Origin of the sequence: Streptomyces sp. Tue6028, assembly GCF_002300165.1 — a bacterium.
GTDB classification, from domain to species: domain Bacteria; phylum Actinomycetota; class Actinomycetes; order Streptomycetales; family Streptomycetaceae; genus Streptomyces; species Streptomyces siamensis.
Window position 1 is genome coordinate 473,000 of record NZ_MLCE01000021.1, and the last position, 24,736, is coordinate 497,735.

At 71.8% G+C, this 24,736-nt stretch carries 22 protein-coding genes; 10 read left to right on the forward strand and 12 right to left on the reverse strand.

The features are described from left to right. Window positions 1–3 precede the first annotated feature (3 nt). The gene (locus tag BKI49_RS20510; RefSeq protein ID WP_095935710.1) at window positions 4–369 is read right to left on the reverse strand and encodes a YbjQ family protein; all 366 of its coding nucleotides are present in this window, start codon (window positions 367–369) and stop codon (window positions 4–6) included. Between the two features lie 140 nt (window positions 370–509). Here BKI49_RS20510 and BKI49_RS20515 point away from each other — a divergent pair, with 140 nt between their 5' ends. Further along, window positions 510–1,568, forward strand: a complete 1,059-nt coding sequence (locus BKI49_RS20515; protein ID WP_095935711.1) for a DedA family protein — start codon at window positions 510–512, stop codon at window positions 1,566–1,568. Window positions 1,569–1,579: 11 nt separating this feature from the next. Here BKI49_RS20515 and BKI49_RS20520 read toward each other — a convergent pair whose 3' ends face one another. Both BKI49_RS20520 and BKI49_RS20525 read right to left on the reverse strand, forming a co-directional pair. Then, a complete protein-coding gene (locus BKI49_RS20520; protein ID WP_179332512.1) occupies window positions 1,580–3,259 on the reverse strand; it encodes a threonine/serine exporter family protein in 1,680 nt (559 codons plus the stop codon). Between the two features lie 133 nt (window positions 3,260–3,392). After that, window positions 3,393–3,884 (reverse strand): inorganic diphosphatase, encoded by a 492-nt coding sequence (locus tag BKI49_RS20525; protein ID WP_095751114.1) that lies wholly within the window; start codon window positions 3,882–3,884, stop codon window positions 3,393–3,395. Window positions 3,885–3,963: 79 nt separating this feature from the next. Here BKI49_RS20525 and dacB point away from each other — a divergent pair, with 79 nt between their 5' ends. The 6 genes from dacB (at window position 3,964) to folE (ending at window position 11,690) form a co-directional block, all read left to right on the forward strand. Next, window positions 3,964–5,520 (forward strand): D-alanyl-D-alanine carboxypeptidase/D-alanyl-D-alanine endopeptidase, encoded by a 1,557-nt coding sequence (dacB, locus tag BKI49_RS20530; RefSeq protein ID WP_095935713.1) that lies wholly within the window; start codon window positions 3,964–3,966, stop codon window positions 5,518–5,520. Between the two features lie 107 nt (window positions 5,521–5,627). Next, window positions 5,628–6,761: a zinc-dependent metalloprotease gene (locus BKI49_RS20535; RefSeq protein WP_095935714.1), complete on the forward strand. Its 1,134-nt coding sequence runs from the start codon at window positions 5,628–5,630 to the stop codon at window positions 6,759–6,761. Window positions 6,762–6,953: 192 nt separating this feature from the next. Further along, the gene (gene tilS, locus BKI49_RS20540) at window positions 6,954–8,075 is read left to right on the forward strand and encodes a tRNA lysidine(34) synthetase TilS (RefSeq protein ID WP_095935715.1); all 1,122 of its coding nucleotides are present in this window, start codon (window positions 6,954–6,956) and stop codon (window positions 8,073–8,075) included. Window positions 8,076–8,150: 75 nt separating this feature from the next. Then, a complete protein-coding gene (gene hpt, locus BKI49_RS20545; RefSeq protein ID WP_010986089.1) occupies window positions 8,151–8,711 on the forward strand; it encodes a hypoxanthine phosphoribosyltransferase in 561 nt (186 codons plus the stop codon). A gap of 200 nt (window positions 8,712–8,911) precedes the next feature. After that, window positions 8,912–10,939 (forward strand): ATP-dependent zinc metalloprotease FtsH, encoded by a 2,028-nt coding sequence (gene ftsH / locus BKI49_RS20550; RefSeq protein WP_095935716.1) that lies wholly within the window; start codon window positions 8,912–8,914, stop codon window positions 10,937–10,939. Between the two features lie 145 nt (window positions 10,940–11,084). Next, the gene (folE, locus tag BKI49_RS20555; RefSeq protein WP_095935717.1) at window positions 11,085–11,690 is read left to right on the forward strand and encodes a GTP cyclohydrolase I FolE; all 606 of its coding nucleotides are present in this window, start codon (window positions 11,085–11,087) and stop codon (window positions 11,688–11,690) included. Window positions 11,691–11,826: 136 nt separating this feature from the next. On the opposite strand, the gene BKI49_RS20560 is transcribed toward folE, so the two are convergent. The 6 genes from BKI49_RS20560 to BKI49_RS20585 form a co-directional block, all read right to left on the reverse strand. After that, a complete protein-coding gene (locus BKI49_RS20560) occupies window positions 11,827–12,312 on the reverse strand; it encodes a DUF3180 domain-containing protein (RefSeq protein ID WP_095935718.1) in 486 nt (161 codons plus the stop codon). Window positions 12,313–12,397: 85 nt separating this feature from the next. Further along, window positions 12,398–13,009 (reverse strand): 2-amino-4-hydroxy-6-hydroxymethyldihydropteridine diphosphokinase, encoded by a 612-nt coding sequence (gene folK, locus BKI49_RS20565; protein ID WP_095935719.1) that lies wholly within the window; start codon window positions 13,007–13,009, stop codon window positions 12,398–12,400. Further along, complete coding sequence (gene folB / locus BKI49_RS20570) at window positions 13,006–13,365, reverse strand: dihydroneopterin aldolase (protein ID WP_095935720.1); 360 nt, start codon at window positions 13,363–13,365, stop codon at window positions 13,006–13,008. The genes folK and folB overlap by 4 nt, the downstream gene beginning before the upstream one ends. Window positions 13,366–13,613: 248 nt before the next feature. Then, window positions 13,614–14,099: a nuclear transport factor 2 family protein gene (locus BKI49_RS20575; RefSeq protein WP_095935721.1), complete on the reverse strand. Its 486-nt coding sequence runs from the start codon at window positions 14,097–14,099 to the stop codon at window positions 13,614–13,616. After that, window positions 14,096–14,956 (reverse strand): dihydropteroate synthase, encoded by an 861-nt coding sequence (folP, locus tag BKI49_RS20580; RefSeq protein WP_095935722.1) that lies wholly within the window; start codon window positions 14,954–14,956, stop codon window positions 14,096–14,098. Before folP ends, BKI49_RS20575 begins: the two co-directional genes overlap by 4 nt. A 234-nt stretch (window positions 14,957–15,190) precedes the next feature. Then, on the reverse strand, window positions 15,191–16,996 hold the full coding sequence (locus tag BKI49_RS20585; protein WP_095935723.1) for a phosphatidylglycerol lysyltransferase domain-containing protein: 1,806 nt from the start codon (window positions 16,994–16,996) through the stop codon (window positions 15,191–15,193). A gap of 225 nt (window positions 16,997–17,221) precedes the next feature. Here BKI49_RS20585 and BKI49_RS20590 point away from each other — a divergent pair, with 225 nt between their 5' ends. Further along, window positions 17,222–18,352: an alpha/beta hydrolase gene (locus BKI49_RS20590; RefSeq protein ID WP_095935724.1), complete on the forward strand. Its 1,131-nt coding sequence runs from the start codon at window positions 17,222–17,224 to the stop codon at window positions 18,350–18,352. A gap of 203 nt (window positions 18,353–18,555) precedes the next feature. Then, on the forward strand, window positions 18,556–20,022 hold the full coding sequence (locus tag BKI49_RS20595; RefSeq protein WP_095935725.1) for a hypothetical protein: 1,467 nt from the start codon (window positions 18,556–18,558) through the stop codon (window positions 20,020–20,022). A gap of 355 nt (window positions 20,023–20,377) precedes the next feature. Here BKI49_RS20595 and BKI49_RS20600 read toward each other — a convergent pair whose 3' ends face one another. Together BKI49_RS20600 and BKI49_RS20605 are read right to left on the reverse strand one after the other, a co-directional pair. Then, entirely contained in the window at window positions 20,378–21,679 is a 1,302-nt protein-coding gene (locus tag BKI49_RS20600; RefSeq protein WP_095935812.1) for a PH domain-containing protein, read from the reverse strand. A gap of 146 nt (window positions 21,680–21,825) precedes the next feature. Further along, complete coding sequence (locus BKI49_RS20605; protein ID WP_095935726.1) at window positions 21,826–22,320, reverse strand: PH domain-containing protein; 495 nt, start codon at window positions 22,318–22,320, stop codon at window positions 21,826–21,828. A 31-nt stretch (window positions 22,321–22,351) separates the two neighbouring features. On the opposite strand from BKI49_RS20605, the gene BKI49_RS20610 reads away from it, so the two are divergent. Next, window positions 22,352–23,503, forward strand: coding sequence for an NADH-quinone oxidoreductase subunit D (locus BKI49_RS20610; RefSeq protein WP_095935727.1), 1,152 nt, complete (start codon window positions 22,352–22,354; stop codon window positions 23,501–23,503). Window positions 23,504–23,664: 161 nt separating this feature from the next. Here the strand turns inward: BKI49_RS20610 and BKI49_RS20615 are convergent, their stop codons facing one another. Next, on the reverse strand, window positions 23,665–24,702 hold the full coding sequence (locus tag BKI49_RS20615; RefSeq protein ID WP_095935728.1) for an SAM-dependent methyltransferase: 1,038 nt from the start codon (window positions 24,700–24,702) through the stop codon (window positions 23,665–23,667). Window positions 24,703–24,736 lie beyond the last annotated feature (34 nt).

A 24,736-nucleotide genomic window follows, 5' to 3' on the forward strand; every position in this document is an offset into this window, starting at 1 on the left:
GCGCTACCGCTTGGCCAGGACCACCGCCGTCCCGTAGGCGCACACCTCCGTCCCCGCGTCCGCCGCCTCGGTGACGTCGAAGCGGAACATCAGCACACCGTTGGCGCCCCGCATGCGTGCCTGGGCGACGAGCCGCTCCATGGCCTGGTTGCGGGTCTCCACGAGGGTCTTGGTGAGCCCCTTGAGCTCGCCGCCGATCATCGACTTCAGGCCCGCGCCGATCTGGCTGCCCAGGTGACGGGAGCGCACGGTGAGACCGAAGACCTCGCCGATGACCTGCTCGACGCGGTAACCGGGTACGTCGTTCGTCGTCACGACCAGGACGTCCGACTGGGGTCCCTGGCCGCCGCCGTATTCATCGATGCCCATGGCTCACAGCTTTGTCCCAGTCGACGCACAGTGCATCCTGGAGTCACTGGTGGAACCTGGCGCGGACACATTGCGTTGATAGCTTTGGTCGGCCGAACAGGACCGCCGCACCCACCTTCACCCCTCAGGAGCCCGGAACCGTGACGACGCTTGCCCTCGGTCCAAGCTGGCTGGATCCGAACACGCTCCTGGACAACTTCGGCATCTGGGGTCTGCTGCTCATCGTCTTCGCCGAGTCCGGCCTGCTCATCGGCTTCTTCCTGCCGGGCGACTCGCTGCTGTTCACCTGCGGCCTGCTGATCACCGCGGGCACGCTGGACTTCCCGCTGTGGGCCGCGATCGCGCTGATCTGCCTCGCCGCGATCCTCGGCGACCAGGCGGGTTACGTGTTCGGCAAGAAGGTGGGGCCCTCGCTGTTCAGCCGGCCCGACTCCCGCCTCTTCAAGCAGGAGAACGTGGTCAAGGCCCACGAGTTCTTCGAGAAGTACGGGCCCAAGTCCCTGGTCCTGGCCCGCTTCGTGCCCATCGTGCGCACGTTCACGCCGATCATCGCCGGCGTCAGCGGCATGAAGTACCGCTCCTTCCTCACCTTCAACATCATCGGCGGCGTCCTGTGGGGTGCGGGTGTCACCCTGCTCGGCTCCTGGCTGGGCAACATCGACTTCGTCCACAAGAACATCGAGGCGATCCTGATCCTGATCGTCCTCGTGTCGGTGGTCCCGATCGCCATCGAGTTCCTGCGGGCCCGCTCCAAGGCCAGGAAGAACCCGCCCCAGGAGCCCGAGCGCCCGGTCCCGCCCGCCCAGCAGCACGCCCGGTCCGCGCCGCCCGTCATGGACGACGCCACGACCCGGCTGCGCCCCGTCCCGCCGGCCCACCAGGACCAGGCGTACGGCGGCCACCAGGGGTACGGCGACCACGGCGCGTACGGCGGCGACCAGCAGGGGTACGGCGACCACAGCGCGTACGGCGACCAGCAGGGGTACGGCGACCAGGCACAGGCCTACCCGCAGCAGCACCAGCACCCCTACGGATCGGACCAGGGCTACTCCCAGGGGTACGGCCAGCAGCCGTACGGCCAGGGCGGGGCCTACCCGCAGCAGCAGCCGTACGACCCGCACCAGCAGCCGTACGACCCGCAGCAGGACTACCGGCAGGCGCCGCAGTACCCGTACGACCAGGGCCACCGGGCCCCGTAGGGCGCGCGGACCTAGAAGCCGCGGGTCCGCTTGGCGGCCCTGCGGCCCGCGGCGGAGGCACCCGGCACCCGCAGGAACAGCCGGGAGATCTCCGACCCCAGGTTCACGCCGATCGCGATGGCCATGGCGAGCGCCGCTGCCTTGGAGAGGGAGACGAGCCCCTTGTCGACGTCGTTCTGCGCGATCGACAGCAGGCCGAAGTACGTGGCGGAACCGGGGAGCAGCGGACCGATCGCCGCCGTCGTGTACGGCAGCGCCGACGCGAACCGGTAGCGCGACAGCAACTGCCCGAACAGCCCCACCAGGCCCGCCGCGACGGCCGTGGAGGCGACCGGGGAGATGCCGCCCGCGTAGTGCATCGCCCCGTACACCGACCAGGCGACGCCCCCGTTCAGGGTGACGGCCAGGACGGTGGAGCGTTCCTGCTGGAGCAGCACCGCGAACGTCAGCGACAGCAGCATGGACGCGGCGATCTGGAGCAGCGGCCGCTCGCTGCCGATCAGGGCGGCGTCCGGATTGAGCTCACCGCCGAGCTTCACGCCGAAGTAGAGCACCACCAGGACGCCGACGACGATGCCCACGAAGAAGTACATGACTTCGAGCAGGCGGGCGGAGGCGGTGATGTAGAAGCCGGTCAGACCGTCCTGCACGCCCGCGACCAGCGCCCGTCCCGGCAGCAGCGCGAAGAGTCCACCGGTGATCACCGCGGAGCCGTTCACGTCGACGTGCGCCACCGTGAGCGCGACGCCGATCGCGGCGGGCGGCATCGCGGCCACCGTGAACTGGTAGAACTCGGGCAGCCCGCGCCCCGCGCACAGCCACGCCAGCCGGTCGCCCAGCATCGCGCCGAGTGCCGCGGCGACGAACACCAGCGCGCCACCGCCGACGAGCACGGCGGCGGCACCCGCGAGCAGCCCGGCCGAGGCGGTCAGCGCCCAGCCGGGGTACGGGTGGCGGTTCCGGCGGATCTCCGCGAGGCGCCGGTAGGCCTCCTCCAGAGAGATCGCGGCCTCCGCCTCCGGGTCGCTGAGGTCGTCGACGAGGCGGTAGACGGCCGCGAGCCGCGTGTAGTCGGTGCCCCGGCGGCGGACGGTCCGGGACGCCGTCACGGGGTCGTCGACCAGGGACGGCTGGTGCGAGATGGACAACAGGGTGAAGGTGACGTTCGGTTCGCAGCGGTCCAGGCCGTAGGAGCGGCAGACGGCGAACATGGCCGCCTCCACGTCCTCGGCGCCCTCGCCGCCCGCCAGCAGCAACTCGCCGATACGCAGCGTCAGGTCGAGCACGCGCGGGACGGCGGGCCCCGACTCGTCCTCCTTGTGCACCGGTTCCGGCGCGGGACGCTCGGCCACCGGCATGCGCAGCATCGCTCGCATCCGGTCCTGCCAGGGCGCGTCCTTGGTCAGACTGACCACCGGGATGCCCGTCGCGGGCGTGAAGGCGGCCGGGGCCTCGCGCGAGCTGTAGGTGCGCGGCGTGCTGAACGCCGAGCCCTCAGGCTCGGACACGGGCGCCTGCGGTGCGTCGAGCCCCTTGGGGAGCGCGAACTCCGAGGTCGTCGACGACTCCTCGTCCACCGGCCCGGTGTCCGGCGGGGCCACACCGGCGGGCGGGGTGAACGCATTCCTCGCCTCGTCCGACTGCGGCTTGCGGTCTTCCGCCTCCGGCTCCGCCACCAGTTTCTGCCTCACCTTTCGCGCCCCTGTGCCTCGTACGTACCTCGCGTTGCCTCGTACGTACCTCCGTATGCCTCAGTATGCGTACGGATACACGAACGGGCCGCGTGACCCCCTGGAGGTCACGCGGCCCGCCGGGCGCAAGGGGTCAGTGACCGCCCTGCTCCTTGAAGCGCTTGTAGGAACGCTCGATCTCGGCCTCGGCGTCCGTGCGGCCGACCCAGTTGGCGCCCTCGACGGACTTGCCGGGCTCCAGGTCCTTGTAGACCTCGAAGAAGTGCTGGATCTCCAGGCGGTCGAACTCCGACACGTGGTGGATGTCGCGCAGGTGCTCCACCCGCGGGTCGTGCGCCGGGACGCACAGCAGCTTGTCGTCGCCGCCGGCCTCGTCGGTCATGCGGAACATGCCGATCGTGCGGCACTGGATGAGGCAGCCGGGGAACGTCGGCTCGTCCAGGATGACCAGCGCGTCCAGCGGGTCGCCGTCCTCGCCGAGGGTGTTCTCGACGAAGCCGTAGTCGGCCGGGTAGCTGGTCGAGGTGAAGAGTCGACGGTCCAGGCGGATCCGACCGGTCTCGTGGTCCACCTCGTACTTGTTCCGTGAACCCTTCGGAATCTCGATCGTGACGTCGAACTCCACCGGTGGCTCCTCCATGATCAACACATAGTTCTGGTGGTTAAGTGTCCCTCACGCTGGTGGGTGATCGCGAAAGGGGCTGGTGGTCGTGCCAGAGCTGAGGCCTTGGCGGGCCGCGAGACCGCATGTGGTGCGGGTCGCGCGGACGGTGAAACCGCATGTGGCGCGGGTCACTCGAGCCGTGCGGCCACGTTCCGTGCGGATCACGACCCCGCAGTTCACGGCCGTCGCCGCCACCGTGGGCCTGGCGCTCGCGGCCGGGGCGGTGGCCGCGGCCGGTCCCTGGGACTCCTCCGGTCAGCGTACGGCCGAGCGCGACTGGGCCGCATCGCGGGACGGCGAGGGTGGCACAGATCACGGCCGTACGTCCGCTTCGTCCCGCACCTCGCCCCGGGCCGCCCCCAGCGCTGCCTCCGTGCTCGCCGGAGTCGGCGGCTCCGCGGGCGGCGTGCCCGTGCCCACGGAGAAGGCGCTCGCCGACGTCCTCGACCCGCTGCTCGACAACGCCGCCCTGGGCGCCCGGCGCACCGCCGTCGTCGTCGACGTGGCGACCGGCAGGCGGCTGTACGCCAAGGGCGCCGACGAGACCCAGACCCCGGCCTCCACCACCAAGATCGCCACCGCCGTCGCCGCCCTCACGGCGCCCGGTCCCGACCACCGGATCAAGACGCGCACGGTCCTGGAGCCCGACACCAAGGAGGTCGTCCTCGTCGGCGGCGGCGACCCCACGCTGACCGCCCGCAAGAAGGCGGACGGATGGGCCGACCTGCGCACCCTCGCCGACCGGACGGCCGACGCCCTCAAGTCCCGTCACCTGGGCCGCGTCACGCTCTCGTACGACACGTCGCTCTACACCGGTCCCGCCCAGCACCCCATCGGCAGGAACGGCAACCTCGCCCAGGTCACCGCCCTGATGGTCGACGAGGCGCGCCCCGGCGTCTCGGTCGCCGGCCCCGTCGACCGGGCCCTCGACCCGGCCCGTGACGCGGCCGGCAAGTTCGCCGACCTGCTGCACGACCGCGGCATCGAGACAGGGGCCCCCGGCCCGTCGAAGGCGACGGCCCGCTCCCAGGCCCTCGCCTCGGTCTCCTCGCCACCCCTGTCCGCCCTGGTCGAGCGGATGCTGACCAACAGCGACAACGACATCGCGGAGGCTCTCGCCCGCCAGGTCGCCCTCGCCTCGGGGGAGCCGGCCAGCTTCGAGGGCGCCGCCAAGGCGATCCACAGCCGGCTGGACAAGCTCGGACTGCCGGTCTCCGGCGCGAAGTTCGCCGACGGCAGCGGCCTCGACCGCGCCGACCGGATCTCGGCCCGCCTGCTCACCGCGCTGCTCGCCGAGGCCGGCGATCCCGCCCACCCCGAACTGCGCACGGTCCTGACCGGCCTGCCCGTCGCGGGCTTCACCGGCACCCTCAGCACCCGCTACGCCGACGACCCTGGCGCCACGGGCGTCGTACGCGCCAAGACCGGCACGCTCACCGGTGTGAACACCCTCGCCGGCACCGTCGTCGACGCGGACGGACGCCTGCTGGCCTTCGCCTTCCTCACCTCCGACGAGGCCCATCCGCCGAACATGGACGCGGCCCGCGCGGTCCTGGACCACACGGCGACGGCGCTGGCGGCCTGCGGCTGCCGCTGATCCCCATGGACCCCTTGCACACCAGGGTCAACGCGGGCCCCACCTCGGGGCCCGCCCGGAGCACGTACCCCTCACCGCAGCGCGACGTGCTCACGTACGGTTGACGCATGACGAGCATCGGTGGTGCCGCATCTACTGGGATGGTCGACTGGAATCTCGCGGTGGCGACCGCGACCCGGCTCGTGCGGCCGGGCCCCGAGGTGAGCCGTGACGAGGCCCGTGCCGTCGTCGCGGAACTGCGCCGGCACGCGAAGGCCTCGGAGGAGCACGTCCGGGGCTTTACTCGTCTGGGTGAGGACGGCGTGCACGACACCCCCGTCCTCGTCGTCGACCGCCCCGGCTGGGTCCGGGCGAACGTCGCCGGGTTCCGGGAGATCCTCAAGCCCCTGCTGGACAAGATGCAGGAGCGGCGCGGCAACACACCGGGCGGAGCCGTCCTCGGAGCCGTCGGCGGCAAGGTCACCGGCGTCGAACTGGGCATGCTCCTCTCGTTCCTGTCCTCCCGGGTCCTCGGACAGTACGAGACCTTCGCCCCGGCCACGCGCGAGCTCCCCGCCGGCGAGCACGGCGGCGGCAGGCTCCTGCTGGTCGCGCCGAACATCGTGCACGTCGAGCGCGAACTCGACGTCCAGCCCCACGACTTCCGTCTGTGGGTGTGCCTGCACGAGGAGACCCACCGCACCCAGTTCACGGCCGTGCCCTGGCTGCGCGACCACCTCGAGGGCGAAATCCAGTCTTTCTTGGGGGAGACCGATGTCGACCCCATGACCGTCCTGGAGCGCATCCGGGAAGCCGCCCAGTCGCTCGCCGGCGGGCGCCCAGAGGGCGAGGAGGACGACGGCGGCCGCTCCCTCGTGGAAATCGTCCAGACGCCCGCCCAGCGCGAGATCCTCGGCCGGCTCACCGCGGTGATGTCGCTCCTGGAGGGCCACGCGGACTTCGTGATGGACGGCGTGGGACCCGCCGTCGTCCCGTCCGTGGGGGAGATCCGCGAGAAGTTCCAGCAGCGCCGCGCGAAGGGTGCCTCGCGCCTGGACACCGCCCTGCGCAAGCTGCTCGGCCTGGACGCCAAACTGAGGCAGTACCGGGACGGCGAGCGGTTCGTACGGGCCGTGGTCGACCAGGTCGGCATGGACGGGTTCAACCGCGTGTGGACCTCCCCGAACACGCTCCCGACGAAGGCGGAGATCGCCAAACCGGCGGACTGGGTCGCACGGGTGCACCGCAAGGCCGAGTCGTGAACCCTACGGGAGGGTCGTGAAACGAATCCGGCCGACGGCAGGCAAACGCCCCTCCAATCACCCGTCCGAGGGACCGTGAGCCATGGGTAGGCGTGCAATGCTCGGGGAACGGCCCGGTTCTGTCACCATCTACACACTCTGAGTGACCGACCCCGGGCTCACCCCCCGAAAACTTCATGAAGGGAACCGGACATGGGTCCCCATCCTGCGGTCGCGGCGATACGCCTGGCGGTACGCCGCGTACTCCACGACATCATCACCGAGCACACGCCCGCCTCCGACACCGGGCGCGCGCCCGCTCACGGTGTCACGCGCCCCTCGCCCCCCGACGCCGAGCGCGTGCCCGCCCCCGGTACACGGCGCACCCTCCCGCCCGCGCGACCCCGCCACGAGCAGCCCTCGACGCCGCTCGTCCTCGTCGCGTGCTCCGGCGGAGCCGACTCCATGGCGCTCGCCTCCGCCCTCGCCTTCGAGGCCCCCAAACTCGGCATCCGCGCCGGTGGCATCACCGTCGACCACGGTCTGCAGACCGGCTCCGACCTGCGCGCCGAGGAAGTCGTGCTGCGCCTCACGGAGATGGGACTCGCCCCGGCCGAGTGCATCGCCGTCACCGTCGGCCGCGACGGCGGGCCCGAGGCCGCCGCCCGCGACGCCCGGTACGCCGCCCTGGACTCCGCCGCCGAGCGGCACGGCGCCACCGCGATCCTGCTCGGCCACACCCGCGACGACCAGGCGGAGACGGTTCTGCTCGGTCTCGCCCGCGGCTCCGGCATCCGCTCCCTGTCCGGGATGGCCGCGGTCTCGGGGGCCGACGGCCGTTACCGGCGCCCGTTCCTGCACCTGGACAGGCAGACCGCCCGCAAGGCCTGCATGGTCCAGTCGCTGCCCGTGTGGGACGACCCGCACAACACCGACCCGGCCTACACCCGCTCCCGGCTGCGCCACGAAGGCCTGCCCGCCCTGGAGAAGGCGCTCGGCAAGGGGGTCGTCGAGGCCCTCGCCCGTACGGCCCAGCTCTCCCGCGACGACGCCGACGCCCTCGACGCGTGGGCCAGCCAGGCCGAGGCGTCCGTACGCGACGCGGCCGGCCTCCTGGAGTGCGCCAAGCTCTACGCCCTGCCCCCCGCCGTACGCCGCCGCATCCTGCGCCGCGCCGCCATCGAGGCAGGCGCACCGGCCGGTTCGCTCTTCGCCCGGCACATCGAAGAAGTCGACCGGCTGATCACCGGATGGCGCGGCCAGAAGGCCATCAATCTCCCGGGCAAAGTCGTCGCTCAGCGACAGGGTGGCAGACTGGTGATTCGGCAAGGCTGAAATCGCGCCCCCCAGTGAGGCGCCCGGTCTCCCCTTCGGGAAGGACCGGTCAGCCGGTGGGACGACCGAAAGTGAATGCGGGTGGACGCGAAAGACATGGGCACCGACCTCAAGTCGGTGCTCATCACCAAGGAAGAGATCGACGCGAAGCTGGCCGAGCTGGCGGCGAAGATCGACGCGGAGTACGCGGGCAAGGACCTGCTGATCGTCGGAGTCCTCAAGGGCGCCGTCATGGTCATGGCGGACCTGGCGCGTGCGCTGTCCACCCCGGTCACCATGGACTGGATGGCCGTGTCCTCGTACGGCGCGGGGACGCAGTCCTCCGGCGTCGTGCGGATCCTCAAGGACCTCGACACCGACATCAAGGGCAAGCACGTCCTGATCGTCGAGGACATCATCGACTCCGGGCTGACCCTGTCCTGGCTGATCTCCAACCTCGGCTCCCGCGAGCCCGCCTCCCTCAAGGTGTGCACGCTGCTGCGCAAGCCGGAGGCGGCGAAGGTCGCGATCGACGTGGAGTGGGTCGGCTTCGACATCCCCAACGAGTTCGTGATCGGGTACGGCCTCGACTACGCCGAGAAGTACCGCAACCTCCCGTTCGTCGGTACGCTCGCGCCTCACGTCTACGGCGGCTGACCGCCCGCCCTTCGCGGGGTGGCTCAGTCCTTGTAAGACGTTCGGGAACCCCAGCGGGTTTCGCGCCGTTGGAGCATGCGTAGGCGGGATTGCCAGCAGTCCCCTGCGGCTTCGGGTGACAATGCTGGGGTACCGTCCGAAGAACAGTCTTTATCAAACTCACTATGGCAGGAGGGACGGGGCGGCACCGCTCCGTATGGATGGACGTGAAGCGATACTTCCGTGGGCCGGTCATGTGGATCGTGCTGGCCGTCCTTGCCGTGGTCGTGTTGATGCAGGTCGTCGGCTCGTCCGGCGGCTACAAGACGGTGGACACCGGCCAGGTGGTCCAGGCGATCAATGAGAACAAGGTCGAGTCGGCGAAACTCACCACCGGCGACGAGCAGATCATCAAGGTCTCGCTGAAGGACGGCGAGAAGGTCGACGGCAGCTCCAAGATCCAGGCGAGCTACATCGGCGACCAGGGCGTGACCCTCGCCGGGGTCCTTCAAGACAAGTTCCAGAACAAGCAGATCCCGGACGGCTACACGGTTTCGCCGTCCAAGCAGAACCCGTTCGTCGGCATTCTGCTGTCCCTGCTCCCCTTCGTCCTCATCGTCGTCGTCTTCCTGTTCCTGATGAACCAGATGCAGGGCGGCGGCTCCCGGGTCATGAACTTCGGGAAGTCCAAGGCGAAGCTCATCACCAAGGACACCCCGAAGACGACGTTCTCCGACGTCGCGGGCTCGGACGAGGCGGTCGAGGAGCTCCAGGAGATCAAGGAGTTCCTCCAGGAGCCGGCGAAGTTCCAGGCCGTCGGGGCCAAGATCCCCAAGGGTGTGCTCCTCTACGGGCCTCCCGGTACGGGCAAGACGCTGCTCGCGCGCGCCGTCGCGGGCGAGGCGGGCGTCCCCTTCTACTCGATCTCCGGTTCCGACTTCGTCGAGATGTTCGTCGGTGTCGGTGCCTCCCGAGTCCGTGACCTGTTCGAGCAGGCCAAGGCGAACGCCCCGGCGATCGTCTTCGTCGACGAGATCGACGCGGTCGGCCGCCACCGCGGCGCCGGCCTCGGCGGTGGTCACGACGAGCGCGAGCAGACCCTGAACCAGCTGCTCGTCGAGATGGACGGCTTCGACGTGAAGGGCGGCGTCATCCTGATCGCCGCCACGAACCGGCCCGACATCCTCGACCCGGCTCTCCTGCGCCCCGGCCGCTTCGACCGCCAGATCGCGGTCGACCGCCCGGACATGCAGGGCCGTCTGGAGATCCTCAAGGTCCACCAGAAGGGCAAGCCGGTCGCTCCGGACGTCGACCTGTCGGCCGTCGCGCGCCGCACCCCGGGCTTCACCGGTGCGGACCTGAGCAACGTCCTCAACGAGGCCGCGCTGCTCACCGCCCGCAGCGACCGCAAGCTGATCGACAACTCCATGCTGGACGAGGCGATCGACCGTGTGGTCGCGGGCCCGCAGAAGCGGACCCGGATCATGTCGGACAAGGAGAAGAAGATCACCGCGTACCACGAGGGCGGACACGCCCTGGTCGCGGCGGCGTCCCCGAACTCCGACCCGGTCCACAAGATCACGATCCTGTCGCGCGGCCGTGCCCTCGGCTACACGATGGTCCTGCCGGACGAGGACAAGTACTCCACCACGCGCAACGAGATGCTCGACCAGCTCGCGTACATGCTGGGCGGGCGCGCCGCGGAGGAGCTCGTCTTCCACGACCCGACCACCGGCGCCGCGAACGACATCGAGAAGGCCACCACCACGGCCCGCGCGATGGTCACTCAGTACGGCATGACCGAGCGTCTCGGCGCCATCAAGTTCGGCGGCGACAACACCGAGCCCTTCCTCGGACGTGAGATGGCTCACCAGCGCGACTACTCGGAAGAGGTCGCCGCGCTGGTGGACGAGGAAGTCAAGAAGCTCATCGAGAACGCGCACAACGAGGCCTGGGAGATCCTGGTCGAGAACCGCGACGTGCTCGACAACCTGGTGCTCCAGCTGCTGGAGAGGGAGACGCTGGGCAAGGAGGAGATCGCCGAGATCTTCGCCCCCATCGTCAAGCGTCCGGCCCGCCCCGCGTGGACCGGCTCGTCCCGGCGCACCCCGTCCACCCGTCCGCCGGTGCTCTCCCCCAAGGAGCTGTCCCTGACGAACGGCGCGAACGGCGCGACGCCGGCGATCGCCAACGCGACGGAGTCCGTCCCCGCGACGGACGCCGCCACGGAGGACCGCACCGAGAGCTGATCAGGGCTCCCGGCGCCCCCACCAGGCCCGGAATGAAAGCCGCGCCCCCCAGGTTCTAGCCTGGGGGGCGCGGCTTTCGTTTGATACGCCCGCATGTCTGGACGCGTCGACGTGCACGCGCAAGATCCACAGGAACGAGGACCACATGACCGACCCCGTGACGCTGGACGGCGAGGGCGTGATCGGCGAGTTCGACGAGAAGCGTGCCGAGAACGCCGTGCGGGAGCTCCTCATCGCCGTCGGTGAGGACCCGGACCGTGAGGGCCTCAAGGAGACGCCGGGACGTGTGGCGCGGGCGTACAGGGAGCTCCTGGCGGGTCTGCGGCAGGAGCCCGAGGACGTCCTGACGACGACCTTCGACCTCGGTCACGACGAGATGGTCCTGGTGAAGGACATCGAGATCGTCTCCCTGTGCGAGCACCACCTGCTGCCGTTCCACGGTGTGGCGCACGTCGGCTACATCCCGGCGGAGTCGGGCAAGATCACCGGACTGTCGAAGCTCGCGCGGCTGGTGGAGGTGTTCGCCCGCCGTCCGCAGGTGCAGGAGCGGCTCACCACGCAGATCGCCGACTCCCTCATGCGGATCCTGGACGCGCGGGGCGCGATCGTCGTCATCGAGGCCGAGCACATGTGCATGTCGGTGCGGGGCATCCGCAAGCCGGGCGCCAAGACCACGACCTCCGCCGTGCGCGGTCAGCTCCGGGACGCCACGACCCGTGCCGAGGCGATGAGCCTGATACTGGCGCGCTGACCGGATCCCCGGTGGTGTCCGGTCCCCTGTGAACAGCTCCCCCTCCGGTCGGCGAACGACTCGCCGACCGGAGGGGGATCGTGCTGTGGGGGGCCGTCGCCGGCCGGTGGTCCCGCTCGTCGGGCGGGGCGGACGTTCACGCGGCCGGGGCCGTGCCGCCGTCGCTGTCGTCGTCCTCGGGGAGCTTGCAGACCCGCTCCAGGAAGAAGGCGGCCGCTATGACGCCGATTCCGGCGACGACGGACAGCCCGGCGTAGATGGCCTGGTCGCGGATGGCGGGGATCTCCAGGGACTCCAGGAGGAACACGCCCGCGCCGCCGTACATCCCGGAGACCAGGGCGGCGACCAGGGCGCTCGCCTGGCCGAAGACGACCGCGCGGGCCGCCATCAGGGGGTCCACGCCCTTGGCGCCGGGGCGCCGCTCACGCTGGGCCTTGAGGCGTGCGCGCAGCGAGAGCGCCGTGGCCAGCAGGACCACGGCGATCAGCGCGAGGACGATGGGGGCGGCGAGGGGGACCCTGGGGAGCGTGCCCACCGCGTTCCACAGGCGGGCGCCCGCCCAGGACAGGACGCCGGCGACGATGAACACGGCGGCCAGCGTCCTGATGCGCAGCTGTTTCACTTTGCCCCTTCGGTTGGCCCGCCGACAGGCGGTCGTCCGGTCCGGCGCTCGGTCGTCGGGCCCGTGGTCGTCTTGACCTTAACGACTACTCGGGCAGCCGGAGTTCCAGGTCGGCGCGGGGCGCGACACCTTCCCGAGCGACCACGGTGAGGAGCTGGGCGACGGGTCCGCGACCGGGGAGCTGGGCCGTGGGCTCGACGTCGTGCCACGGGGCGAGGACGAAGGCCCGCTCATGGGCACGCGGGTGAGGGAGGGTCAGGACCGGGTCCTCGGAGACGACATCCGCGTACGCGACGATGTCCACGTCGATCGTGCGCGGGCCCCAGCGCTCGTCGCGCACGCGGTGGAAGGCCTCCTCGATCGCGTGCGCCCGCTCAAGGAGCGAGGACGGGGGGAGGGTGGTCTTGAGCACCACCACCGCGTTGAAGTACGACGGCTGGCTGCCCGGCTCGACGCCCCACGGCTCCGTCTCGTAGACGGGGGAGACCGCTTTGATGCGGACGCCGGGGGTGTCCTCCAGGGCGTCGATGGCGCCCTGGAGGGTCTCCAGGCGGTTGCCCAGGTTCGAGCCGAGGGAGATCACGGCGCGTTTGGGGTTGCTCAGGGTCGTGTCGGCGGCGTCCACCTGCTCCACCACGGAGGCGGGTACCGGCTGTACGGTCGGGTCGCTCTGACCCTCGGTGAAGAAGGCGGTCATACTCGGCTCCGGGTGATGGTGACGGTCACGTCGTCGAAGGGGACCGTGATCGGAGCGTCCGGTTTGTGGACGCAGACCTCGACCTCCTGGACTCCCTCGTGCTTCAGACACGTCTGGGCGATGCGCTCGGCGAGCGTCTCGATGAGATCGACGGGCTCGCCCTCGACGACGGCGACGACCTCTTCCGCCACGATGCCGTAGTGCACGGTCTTCGCCAGGTCGTCGTCGGCCGCGGCCGGCCGGGTGTCCAGGCCCAGTGTCAGGTCCACGATGAAGGTCTGGCCTTCTTCGCGTTCCTTCTGGAAGACACCGTGGTGCCCGCGGGCCTTGAGGCCGCGCAGCGCGACACGATCCACGCGAATCACTCCTGCAATCGTCGGTAGCGGCGGCCGTGAACCGAGTGCGGTCGGCACACCGGCCTCAAACGAATCTACCTGCGGGCACTGACAGCGATCGCCCACGGGGGCGGGTGCCCGGGCGAAGGCGGCGAGGCTTCACCCGGCGTTTCCCCTGGGGAACGCGGCGGCTCACGGGTTGGTAGCCGCCTCTACCCCGCGACTGGTGATTCCAACCACTTCTTGGTTCCTGTGGGCCGTCCGCCCACTCAACCGGCGGTGTTCTCGTCCTCTTCCTCGTTGGATTCGGCGAGGACGGGGGAGGCGTGGTGAGACCAGAGCTTCCAGCCCTCGGCGGTGCGCCGGAACACGTTCGTGGCGACGACGAGCTGGCCGACCAGCGGGCCCAGCTCGTCGCTGTCCTCGGGGGCGGGGGCGCCGCTGAGGATGTTCTCGGTGCAGGTCACCAGCGCCGTGTCGCCGGCCACGGAGACGTGCACGTCGGTGAGGAAGAACTGGATGTACTCGGTGTTGGCCATGATCAGCACGTACGAGCGCAGCACCTCGCCGCGGCCGTTGAGGACCGGCCAGCCGGGGTGGACGCAGGACACCACCGCGCCTTCGCCGTCGATGCCGCCGGGCTCCGTGTCCAGCCACAGCGAGGACAGCTCCTCGAAGTCGCCCCGTTCCATCGCCTCGTAGAAGGCGGTGTTGGCGAGCTCGACCTGCTCGACGTCGGTCCGCGGGGTGCTCACCGGGCTCCCTCGACGGCGCGGGCGACCCGTACCGCGTCGGCGGTGGCCCTGACCTCGTGGACACGGACCGCCCAGGCGCCCTGCTGGGCGGCGAGCGCGGAGACGGCGGCGGTGGCGGCGTCCCGCTCGCGGGCCGGGGGCGGAGCGCCCTCGGCGCCCGCCAGGACGCGGCCCAGGAAACGCTTGCGGGACGCGGCGACGAGCAGCGGGTGACCGAGGTCGCGCAGCCGGTCGAGGTGGGCGAGGAGGGCCAGGTCGTGCTCGGGGTCCTTGGAGAAGCCCAGCCCCGGGTCCACGACGATCCGGTCGGGGGCGACTCCGCCGGCCAGCACGGCCTCCACGCGCGCGTGGAGCTCGTCGACGACTTCGGCGACGACGTCCTCGTACGCCCCCTGCACGTTCCCACCCTCCAGGAAGCCGCGCCAGTGCATGACGACGAAGGGGGCACCGGCGGACGCGACGGCAGGGATCATCGCGGGGTCGGCGAGACCGCCGCTGACGTCGTTGACGAGGGCCGCGCCGGCGGCGAGGGCCCGCTCGGCGACGGAGGCGCGCATGGTGTCGACGGAGACGGTGACGCCCTCGGAGGCGAGGCCGCGGACGACGGGGACGACCCGCTTGAGCTCCTCCGCCTCGTCGACGCGGGTGGCGCCGGGGCGGGTGGACTCACCGCCCACGTCGACGAGGTCCGCGCCCTCGCTGACCAGGTCGAGGCCGTGCTTGACCGCTGCCGTCGTGTCGAACCAGCGGCCTCCGTCGGAGAAGGAATCGGGGGTGACGTTGACGACGCCCATGACCGCGCAGCGGTCCCACGTCGGCAGCCCCACGACTCGGCCGCGCCCGCGCTCATTGCTCATACGTCCAGCCTAGGCCTCCTGACGGGGGCCGTTTCGCCCGCGGCGGGCGGGGGTGCTTCCGTCCTGCCGACGGGGGTTTCCTCGGATGGTTCTTATCGGATGTATTCAGGTGTTCTGCGAGGTTCGTGCCACACGTCCGCGGGGACCGGCGGACGTGTGGCACGTGCGGGCCGGTGGCCCGAGCGGGGCCGGCCGGGTGGGACGGCGCACGCCGAGGCCGGGCCACGACACCTCCTAGGCCGCCCTGATGCCGTGTTCGGCCAGCGCGTGGCCGCACGGCCGGGGTGCGGGGGAACGGCGGCGCAGTGGGCGGGGCAGGGCCAGGTTCACGAAGCCCTCCGCCTGCATCGCCGCGAACCCGATGCGGGGGAGGTCGCGGGAGGACGCGTAGACGACGAAGCGGGGCTCCCAGCGCGGGCGGAACTTGGCGTTGAACTTGTAGAGGGACTCGATCTGGAACCAGCGCGACAGGAAGACCAGCAGTCCCCGCCAGGCGCGCAGCACCGGCCCCGCGCCGATCTTCTCGCCGCGGGCCAGTGCCGAGCGGAACATCGCGAAATTGAGGGAGATCTGCTCGATGCCCAGCCGGGGGGACGCCTGGAGCGCGGCCACGATGAGGAGTTCGTTCATACCCGGGTCGGCCGAGCGGTCGCGGCGCATGAGGTCGAGCGACACGCCGTCCGTGCCCCACGGCACGAAGTGGAGGACGGCCTTCAGGTCGCCGTAGGGGCCGGGTTCGGCGTCGGCCTTGTGGGCGGTGGCGATCAGGCAGTCCCCGTCGGCCGGGTCGCCGATGCGGCCGAGCGCCATGGAGAAGCCGCGCTCGGTGTCCGTGCCGCGCCAGGCCTCCGCGGCGCGTCGTATGCGGTCCAGTTCGCCCTCGCCGAGGTCACGGATGCGCCGTACCCGTGTCTCGTAACCAGCCCGCTCGATGCGCTTCACCATCTGGCGCACGTTCCGCATCGCGCGCCCGGCCAGGGAGAAATCCACGACGTCCACCACCGCCTCGTCCCCCAGTTCGAGGGCGTCGAGCCCGGTCTCGCGGGTCCACACCTCGCCGCCCGTCTCCGAACAGCCCATGACGGCCGGTGTCCAGGAGTGCGCCCTCGCCTCGTCCATGAAGCGCTCGATGGCGCCGGGCCAGGCCTCGACGTCGCCGATGGGGTCGCCGCTGGCGAGCATCACCCCGGAGACCACGCGGTAGGTGACGGCGGCCTTGCCGCTGGGCGAGAAGACGACGGCCTTGTCGCGGCGGAGCGCGAAGTGGCCGAGGGAGTCGCGGCCGCCGTGCTTCTCCAGGAGGGCGCGCAGCCGGGCCTCGTCGTCCTCGGTGAGGCGGGCTGCGGGGTGTTCGGGACGGAAGGCCAGATAGATGGTGGTGACGGCGGTCAGCAGGCCGAGGGCGCCGAGCGAGAAGGCGACCGTCCAGGAGGTGGGCCCGCTGTAGTCGACGGGCCCCTCGAAGCCGACCAGGCCGTACAGGACGTGCTGGATGCGGTCGGCCAGGCTCGGGTCGCCGACCATGCGGTTCTCGTGGACGCTGACGATGACGAGTCCGAGGACGAGGGAACCGGCGCCCATGAGGACGAAGTTGGCGAGCGCGCGCCACCGGCTGCGCGGGTCGGGCAGGGCCCCGAACTCGCCCCGGTGCCGCAGCAGGGGCGCGAGCAGGGCCGCGGAGATGACGACGCCGATGACCGAGTGGCGGTACGCGAACTGCGCGACGGCACCCGCGGGCAGCAGGACCACCGCGGCGCGCCACGCCCGGCGCTTGCGGCGGCGCAGCCCGTGAGCGAGCAGCAGCAGGAGCACGCCCGCGCTGAGCGAGAGCGCGGCGGCGAACGGGCCGAGGGCGCCGGGCAGTACCTCGGCGATGGCGTGCATGCGGCTGCGCCGGAAGCGCGGGAAGACGCCGGCGGCGACGTCCAGGAGTCCGACGAGCGTGCAGGCCCGGGCGACCAGGGCGGGGACGGCTTCGGGACGCGGACCCCGGAGTATGCCCCGTGTCCCGCCTGTTCGGCTCGGAACCTCGCCCGACAATTCCCCATCTATCCTGACAGACATCGCATCCCGTAGTTCCGCGAGAGACCTTGGATCCGGTGCCAAATCAGGCATCCGGCGACATTGCGCCCTCTAGGACGGTGTCTTGGGGAGACAGGTTCACTCCCCTTCGGAAAGCCGTTTCAAAAGGCAAGGAAAGTCCGGGGCAAGCACGCGCGAAGGAGCGATGCGGATCCGGGACGGAAAGCGCAGGCGGAACAGCCCATGGGTCTGACGAGCAACAAGGTGCTGGTGGTGGCGGTGCTGTTCGCCGTGCTGCTGTTCGTCGGCACGGTGTGGTGGTGGCCGCGGCTGGCCCGCGGGAACTGGCGGGCCGTCAGCGGACGGATCGGCCTGCTGCTGGCCACCCAGGTGGCCGTCTTCGCCTCGGTCGGCCTCTGCGTGAACCAGGCCTTCGGGTTCTACGCCAGCTGGGCGGACCTCTTCGGCCGGGAGAGCGGCCAGGGCGTGGTCGTCGACCACAACGGCACCGCGGGTGCGGGCGGCGGACCCCTTCAAGTGGTCGACACCCAACAGGTGAACGTGTCGGGCGGTTCCCGTCCCCGGATCGGGGGCCAGATCCAGAAGGTCACGGTCGTCGGCCGTACGACGCACATCGCCACACCGGCGTACGTCTATCTGCCCCCGGAGTACTTCCAGCCGCAGTACCGGGCCCGCACTTTTCCCGCAGTCACCGTCCTCACCGGATACCCGGGCACCGCCGAGGCGCTCATCAAGGCACTGCACTACCCGCAGACCGCGAACAGGCTGGCCAAGAACGGCAAGATGCAGCCGATGATCCTCGTCATGCTGCGGCCGACCGTCGCGCCTCCGCGGGACACCGAGTGCGTGGACGTGCCCGGTGGTCCGCAGACGGAGACGTTCTTCGCCAAGGACCTTCCGGACGCCGTGTCCGCGCACTACCGGGTGGGCAGGAAACCCGGGAGCTGGGGCGTCGTCGGCGATTCCACGGGCGGTTACTGTGCACTGAAACTGGCTGTCCACCATCCCGGGGCGTACGCGGCCGGGGCCGGTCTCTCGGCGTACTACAAGGCGCCGATCGATCCCACGACCGGCGACCTCTTCCGCGGCGACAAGATGGTGCGGGACAGCGCCGACCTGCGCTGGTACCTGAAGAACAGGCCCGCGCCGGACACCTCACTGCTCGTCAGCAGCAGCAGGTCGGGCGAGTCCAACTACCAGGACACGCTGCACTTCATCGACCTCGTGAAGTCCAATCGGCACACCCGGATCTCGTCGATCATCCTCGACAGCGGCGGCCACAACTTCAACACCTGGCGGCGGGAGATCCCGGCGACCCTGCAATGGATCAGCGGACGGCTCAGCGACCGCTGAGGCGGGCCCGAATTCCCCTTCGCGCGAGGGTCCGGCAGGGGAGCCTTTTCGAACTCCGGAAGTCGAGATCAAGATCGAACACGTTCCCCGGGGCGAATGCGGGACGCTCTCATTCCGCGCGTTCGCGGCCATGCGCTTCGCAGTAGCCGTGTTTTTACCGGGCGGGGCTCCAAGATTCGCCTACGCGCGGTAAGTTTCTGGCCATGCCACGTGGACGTCACCGCCATTCCCCGCCCTTGCACAGGCTGCTGCCTCCTTCGGCGATCGCCGGTGTCTCGCTCGTCTGTGCCGTGGGGCCATGGCTGTTCACGGAGCCGGTGGTGCTCCGTGCGCTGGCCGCCGGTGCCGCGCTGACGGCGGTCGTCGGCGCGGTCGTCATGCGCCGATGGGACGCCGAGGCGGGCAAGAGCGTCGCCGACCTCACGCGCGCGCGGGCGAGCGACGAGTGGCGTCACGAGGAACGCGTCGCCGAACTGGAGGCCGACCTCGACGAGTCCCGCGCGCTGCGCACCAAGCTGGAGCACAGGCTGCGCGCGAAGCGTTCGGAGCTGGCGGGCCTGCGCAACGAGCACGCCGCGCTGCTGCGGCGTTACGCCACGGCGGAGACCGAACGGGCGACCGCGCTGGAGGGCCGTCGGCAGCTCGCCATAGAGGCCACCGTCCCGGCCCGCGCGCTGCCCGCCGCACGGTCGGCGCCGGAGTCCACGGCCCCCGAGACGGCTCCGGAGGCGGTGCCCGAGGAGGGCACGCCCGAAGAGGGCACGCCCGAGGCGACCGAGAGCCTGGCTGCCGAGGTCCCCGGGACCGAGACCGCCGAGCCGGCCGAGGCCCCCGAGTCCGCGGCGGACGACGCCGACGCGCCGGAGGCGCCCGAGGTCTTCTCCCCGGCGGGCTCCTCGCTCTTCCTGCGGGCCAACGCGGCGCTGAGCCGGATCGCGAGCGGCGCTTCGGAGGCGGAGACCACGACCGCGTCCGCGCCGGGCGAGGTGACGTCCTCCGAGACGGAGGAGTCCGGCTCGGAGAGGTCCGGCTCGGAGGAGTCCGGTGCCACCGCCGCGAAGGGCGACGCCCCTCGGGGCGCGTCCCTGAAGGCCGTCGGGTCCGCGAAGGGCGAGCCGGCCGCAGGCGGATCCGCGTCGCACGCCGCGAGCGCGGAGCCCCCGAAGGCGGGCCCGGCCCGCGGGGAGGCGCGTCCGTCCACGGACGCCGTGGCGGAGGAGGGTGAGGCGCAGGGGAAGCCCGAGGCGGTCGGCGAGCACCAGCACGCGACCGCCGACGCGAAGCAGCCCGTGCCCGCCCAGTCGTCCCCGTCGGCGCAGCAGCCCCGGGCCGCGCTGCCCGCCAAGCCCTCCTCGGGAGGGCACTTCACCGTGCCGACGGCGGTGGCCGTGGCACCGGCCGCCCCCGTGCGGCGCCCCTCGGTCGAGGGCGGCTTCGACTTCTTCGGCACGCAGAAGGAGTCGTCCGCGGACGCGCTGGAGGCCGTGCAGAACGAGGACCTCGCCGACGTGGTCGGCCAGGAGGCGCTCGCCCTGCACAAGGCCGAGGCGGAGGCCGGGTTCAAGCCGGCGGACGAAGCGGCCCGCGGCGTCGGACAGGTCATCGACCTGACCGCGCACGACGAGACCGAGCAGATCGACGTGGGCGTGCTGCGCAGCGCGGTCTCCTGACGAGTCCCGCGCGGCGCGGTCTTCCGAAGAGTCCGGCGTGGGCCGGTCTTCTGCGAGTCCGGCGCGGCGCGGTCTCCTGAGAGGTCCGCGCGGCGCGGTCTTCCGAGGAGTCCGGTGTGGTGCGGTGCCCGAAGAGTGCCGCGTGGGCCGGTCTTCTGAGAGTCCGGCGCGGCGCGCTCCGCTGCGAGTCCGGCGCGGCGCGGTCTCCTGAGAGGTCCGCGCGGCGCGGTCTCCTGAGAACGGAGCACCGCCGCCCGTCAGCCGCGCGGGCGGCGCGCGTGACGTGGTGCGAGCGGGGCCCGGCAGACGGGGCGGGCGGTACCAGGACGAGGGCGGTGGCCGGGCGCCACTGCCCTCACGCCATCCACCGGTCCGGCAGCGCCTCCCGCCGGCCCGTCCGCGAACGGTCGGCCTGGGACTGGAGCAGACGCGCCGCCTCCTCGGCGTCCCGCAGCCGAGCCGTCACGGTCTTGTCGGCCCCCGTGTCCACATGGACGTCGGCGACCCTCCTGAGGCGCTTCCAGGGCCCCTGCGTCAGCCGTACGCTCTGCACCTTCGCGTGCGGCACGAGCGAGAGACTGCGGCGCAGCAGTCCGTGCCGGGCGGCGAAGACGGTGTCGGTCACGGCGAGCCCGTACCCCCGCCACCAGACCGGCAGGCACCAGCCGGCCCGGCGCGGCGGCCGGGACAGGGACGACGGCACCGTCACCCCGGGCAGCACCTCGGCGATCACCGACTCGGCGATCTCGCGCGGGGCGACGGGCACGAGCACGGAGTTCGACGACCCGGCGACGTCCAGCTCCACGCGCACCCAGCCGAGCCGCCGCCACAGCAGCGGCTCGACGATCCGCACCGTCTGCACGCGACCCGGCGGCACCGTCTCGTGCGTGCGGTCGAGGAGCCCGTGGTCGATGCGGAGGCCGTCCGGCGACTCGCCCACCGTCCAGTCGTACTCGCCCACGAACCGGCCCACGCTGCTCGCGCCCGCCGCGCCGAGCAGCGGCAACCCGGTCGCGAGGACCGTCCACACGCTGTGGGTGGCGAACCACAGCAGCGGCGGCACGACGACCGCGGCGGCGAGCGAGCCCCAGGTCGCGCCGGTGAGGACCAAGGAGACGGCGAGGACGCCGGGCGGTACGTGCAGCAGCCGCCGCACCGGGGCCTCACCGACCTCATGGGCGGTCTCCGGCGCGAACCCCGCCGCACGGGCGAGGAGTTCGGCGCGCAGTGCTCGGGCCTCGCCCTCGCCCAGATAGGCCAGTTCGTCCTTCTTGTCCGTGCCGATGACGTCGAGTCTGAGCTTGGCGACGCCCGCGACGCGGGCCAGCAGCGGCTGGGTGACGTCGACGGCCTGGAGCCGGTCGAGCCGGATGTGCGCGGTGCGGCGGAACAACAGGCCCGTGCGGATGCGCAGTTCGGTGCCGGTCACCGCGAAGTGCGTGAACCACCAGCTGAGGAAGCCGTAGAGGGCGGCGCCCGGGACGAACACGGCGAGCCCGACGAGCAGCGCGGTCGTGGTGAGCCTGGTCAGCTGCTCCTGCGCCTGGTTGGGGTCGTGCACGGCCCATCCGGCGATCACGGCGACGGGCGCCCAGGCCCGCCGGAAGGGGGTGAACGGGTGCAGCCGTCGCTCCGCGGGAGGCCCGCCCCCCGGCACGGCGCCTTCCGCGCCCTTCGAGCCGTCGCGTTGCGCGGCGGTCTCGGCCCCGTCCCGTGGCGCGGTGGTCTCGGCCCCGTCCCGTGGCACGGCGGCCTCGGCCCCGTCCCGTGGCACGGCGCCCTCCGGGTCCGGCAGCGGCGTCGTCACAGCCCCGCCGATCGTGCCTCGCCGAGTTCGGTCAGCCGGTCGCGCAGTCGCTCGGCCTCGGCCGGGTCGAGGCCCGGGATGCACGCGTCGGTCGCCGCGGCCGCCGTGTGCAGTTGCACGCTCGCCAGCCCGAAGTGCCGCTCGACGGGCCCGGAGGTCACCTCGACCAGCTGCATCCGCCCGTACGGCACGACGGTCTCCTCGCGCCACAGCACGCCTCGGCTGATCAGCAGGTCGTCGGCGCGCTCCGCGTACCGCCAGGAGCGCCAGTTGCGCCCCAGCATGTGCCAGCCCCACGCCATCAGGGCGAGCGGGAGGAGGGCGAAGGCCGCCCAGACGGGGGCGACGAGCAGCCCGGTCAGCAGGCCCACCGCGATCGTCAGCAGCCCCAGCCACACCACAAGCAGCAGCCGCCGCATCCGCAGCAGCCCGGGAGGCAGTCCGGTCCAGACCGGCTCCGCCCCGGCGATTTCCGTGGTCCCCGTCTCCATACGGCAAGCGTACGTACGAGAGACTGTCACCATGACTCCTACGACGGAGACCATGGTCGGTATCGGCGGCGCCGCGGAGAGCACCGACATGGTGCTCAACATCGGCCCCCAGCACCCCTCGACCCACGGCGTGCTGAGGCTGCGGCTCGTGCTCGACGGCGAGCGGATCCAGCACGCGGAGCCGGTCATCGGCTACATGCACCGCGGGGCGGAGAAGCTCTTCGAGGCGCGCGACTACCGCCAGATCATCATGCTCGCCAACCGGCACGACTGGCTGTCCGCGTTCTCGAACGAGCTGGGCGTGGTCCTCGCCGTGGAGCGGATGCTCGGCATGGAGGTCCCCGAGCGGGCGGTGTGGATGCGCACGCTGCTCGCCGAGCTCAACCGCGTCCTGAACCACCTGATGTTCCTCGGCTCGTACCCGCTGGAACTGGGCGGGATCACGCCGATCTTCCACGCCTTCCGCGAGCGCGAGGAACTCCAGCACGTCATGGAGGAGATCTCCGGCGGGCGCATGCACTACATGTTCAACCGGGTCGGGGGCCTCAAGGAGGACCTGCCCGCCGGATGGACCTCACGCGCGCGTGCCTCCGTCGCGGCGCTGCGCTCGCGCATGGACATCTACGACCACCTGGTGCTCGGCAACGAGATCTTCCGGGGGCGTACGCGCGGTGTCGGGGTGCTCGCGCCGGAGACCGTGCACGCGTACGGGGTGAGCGGGCCGATCGCGCGCGCCTCCGGGGTGGACTTCGACCTGCGCCGGGACGAGCCGTACCTCGCGTACGGGGACCTCCAGGACACCCTGAAGGTCGTCGCCCGCCAGGAGGGCGACTGCCTGGCCCGCTTCGAGTGCCTCCTGGAGCAGACCCACAACGCGCTCGACCTCGCGGACGCCTGCCTCGACCGGCTCGCCGAGCTGCCGCCGGGGCCCGTCAACCAGCGGCTGCCCAAGGTCCTGAAGGCGCCCGAGGGCCACACGTACGCGTGGACCGAGAACCCTCTCGGCATCAACGGCTACTACCTGGTCAGCAAGGGCGAGAAGACCCCGTACCGGCTGAAGCTGCGCTCTGCCTCGTACAACAACATCCAGGCGCTGACCGAGCTGCTGCCGGGCACGCTGGTGGCCGACATGGTGGCGATCCTGGGCTCGCTGTTCTTCGTGGTCGGGGACATCGACAAGTAGGACCCCCGGGCGGGTCCCTCCCGGCCCCTTCCCGCCGGGCCGGGCTTTCCGCCGGGCCGGGCTTTCCGCTGGGCCGGGATTTCCCGCCCGGCTGGGTCGTGGCCGCCGGGTCCGGCCTCCGTCGGGTCCGGTGCCTCCCGTCGTGCCGGGACGCGCGCGCCTCAGGGCGCCTGCGGGTCTCCGGGAGCGAACAGGTCGTCGAAACCGGCCGTCGGGATCCCGACCGGCTGGAGCAGCCAGCCGAAGTCGCCGAGGCCCCCGGACGCGGTGAGCTCGGCGGCGGCCCCCGCGCCCGCCAGCGCGCGCACGTACGCCGCCGGGTCCGTGGAGGCGAGCGCGAGCGGGGGGCGCGCACCGCTCACGCCCAGCGCGCGCAGCGCCGTGCGCTGCGTCGTCGCACGGCCTCCGGGCAGCGCGCACGCGTCGAGCGCCACGTGCGCGGTGATGTCGCACGACCCGTCCGGCACCGGCGCCGTCTCCCGGCCCTCCCGGAAGCCGGTGAGCGTCCCGAAGGGCGGTCGGCCGGCGGCGACGTGCGCGTAGTCGGCGGCGACGGCGAGCCCGCGGTCCAGGCTCGCCACCGCGGCGGCCCAGGCGGTGTCCCTGGGGAGCCCGATCTCGGCACGCGCGCCCGCGGGGGACGCGGCCTCCGCGGGCAGCGGCCACCAGCGCCGCAGCCACCGCTCGTCCGCTCCCGCCGCCGGTTCCCCGAGACGTTCCGTGCCGTCCTCCCGTACGAGGACCAGGCGCCGTACTCCTGCGGCGTCGACCTCGACGACGTCCACGGGCACGTTGTCCAGCCACTCGTTGGCGAACAGCAGCCCGGTGATCCCCTGCGGGGGCGCGGCCGACCACTCGATCCGGTGATCGAGGCCCGCGGGGCGGTCGGCGCGCTCGACCGCGTACCCGCGCGTGCGGGAGGCCACCTCCGCGGGGAGCGCGGCGAGCACGCCGGTCACCAGCTCGCCGCGGCCCGCCGCCATGTCCACGAAGTCCAGCCGGGCCGGGCGGCCGAGCGCCTCGTCGACCCGGCACAGCAGCCGGGCCACGGCGCCGGCGAAGAGCGGGGAGGCGTGCACCGAGGTGCGGAAGTGGCCGACGGGGCCCTCGGGCCTGCGGTAGAAGCCGTACGGCCCGTACAGCGCCTCCTCCGTCGCCTCGCGCCAACCCCGCCACTCGCCCGCCGCCTCAGGTCTCACCGGGCCAGGCTAGGGCCTGCCGGGCTCTCTGGGC

Excerpts from the sequence above, each read along its gene's own strand:
- BKI49_RS20510 (WP_095935710.1), bottom strand. The coding sequence starts at position 369 with ATGGGCATCGATGAATACGGCGGCGGCCAGGGACCCCAGTCGGACGTC.
- folE (WP_095935717.1), top strand. The coding sequence starts at position 11,085 with ATGACCGACCCCGTGACGCTGGACGGCGAGGGCGTGATCGGCGAGTTC.
- BKI49_RS20595 (WP_095935725.1), top strand. The coding sequence starts at position 18,556 with ATGCCACGTGGACGTCACCGCCATTCCCCGCCCTTGCACAGGCTGCTG.
- folP (WP_095935722.1), bottom strand. The coding sequence starts at position 14,956 with ATGAGCAATGAGCGCGGGCGCGGCCGAGTCGTGGGGCTGCCGACGTGG.
- BKI49_RS20535 (WP_095935714.1), top strand. The coding sequence starts at position 5,628 with ATGACGAGCATCGGTGGTGCCGCATCTACTGGGATGGTCGACTGGAAT.
- BKI49_RS20605 (WP_095935726.1), bottom strand. The coding sequence starts at position 22,320 with ATGGAGACGGGGACCACGGAAATCGCCGGGGCGGAGCCGGTCTGGACC.
- tilS (WP_095935715.1), top strand. The coding sequence starts at position 6,954 with ATGGGTCCCCATCCTGCGGTCGCGGCGATACGCCTGGCGGTACGCCGC.
- ftsH (WP_095935716.1), top strand. The coding sequence starts at position 8,912 with ATGGACGTGAAGCGATACTTCCGTGGGCCGGTCATGTGGATCGTGCTG.
- folK (WP_095935719.1), bottom strand. The coding sequence starts at position 13,009 with ATGACCGCCTTCTTCACCGAGGGTCAGAGCGACCCGACCGTACAGCCG.
- BKI49_RS20610 (WP_095935727.1), top strand. The coding sequence starts at position 22,352 with ATGACTCCTACGACGGAGACCATGGTCGGTATCGGCGGCGCCGCGGAG.
- BKI49_RS20590 (WP_095935724.1), top strand. The coding sequence starts at position 17,222 with ATGGGTCTGACGAGCAACAAGGTGCTGGTGGTGGCGGTGCTGTTCGCC.
- hpt (WP_010986089.1), top strand. The coding sequence starts at position 8,151 with ATGCGGGTGGACGCGAAAGACATGGGCACCGACCTCAAGTCGGTGCTC.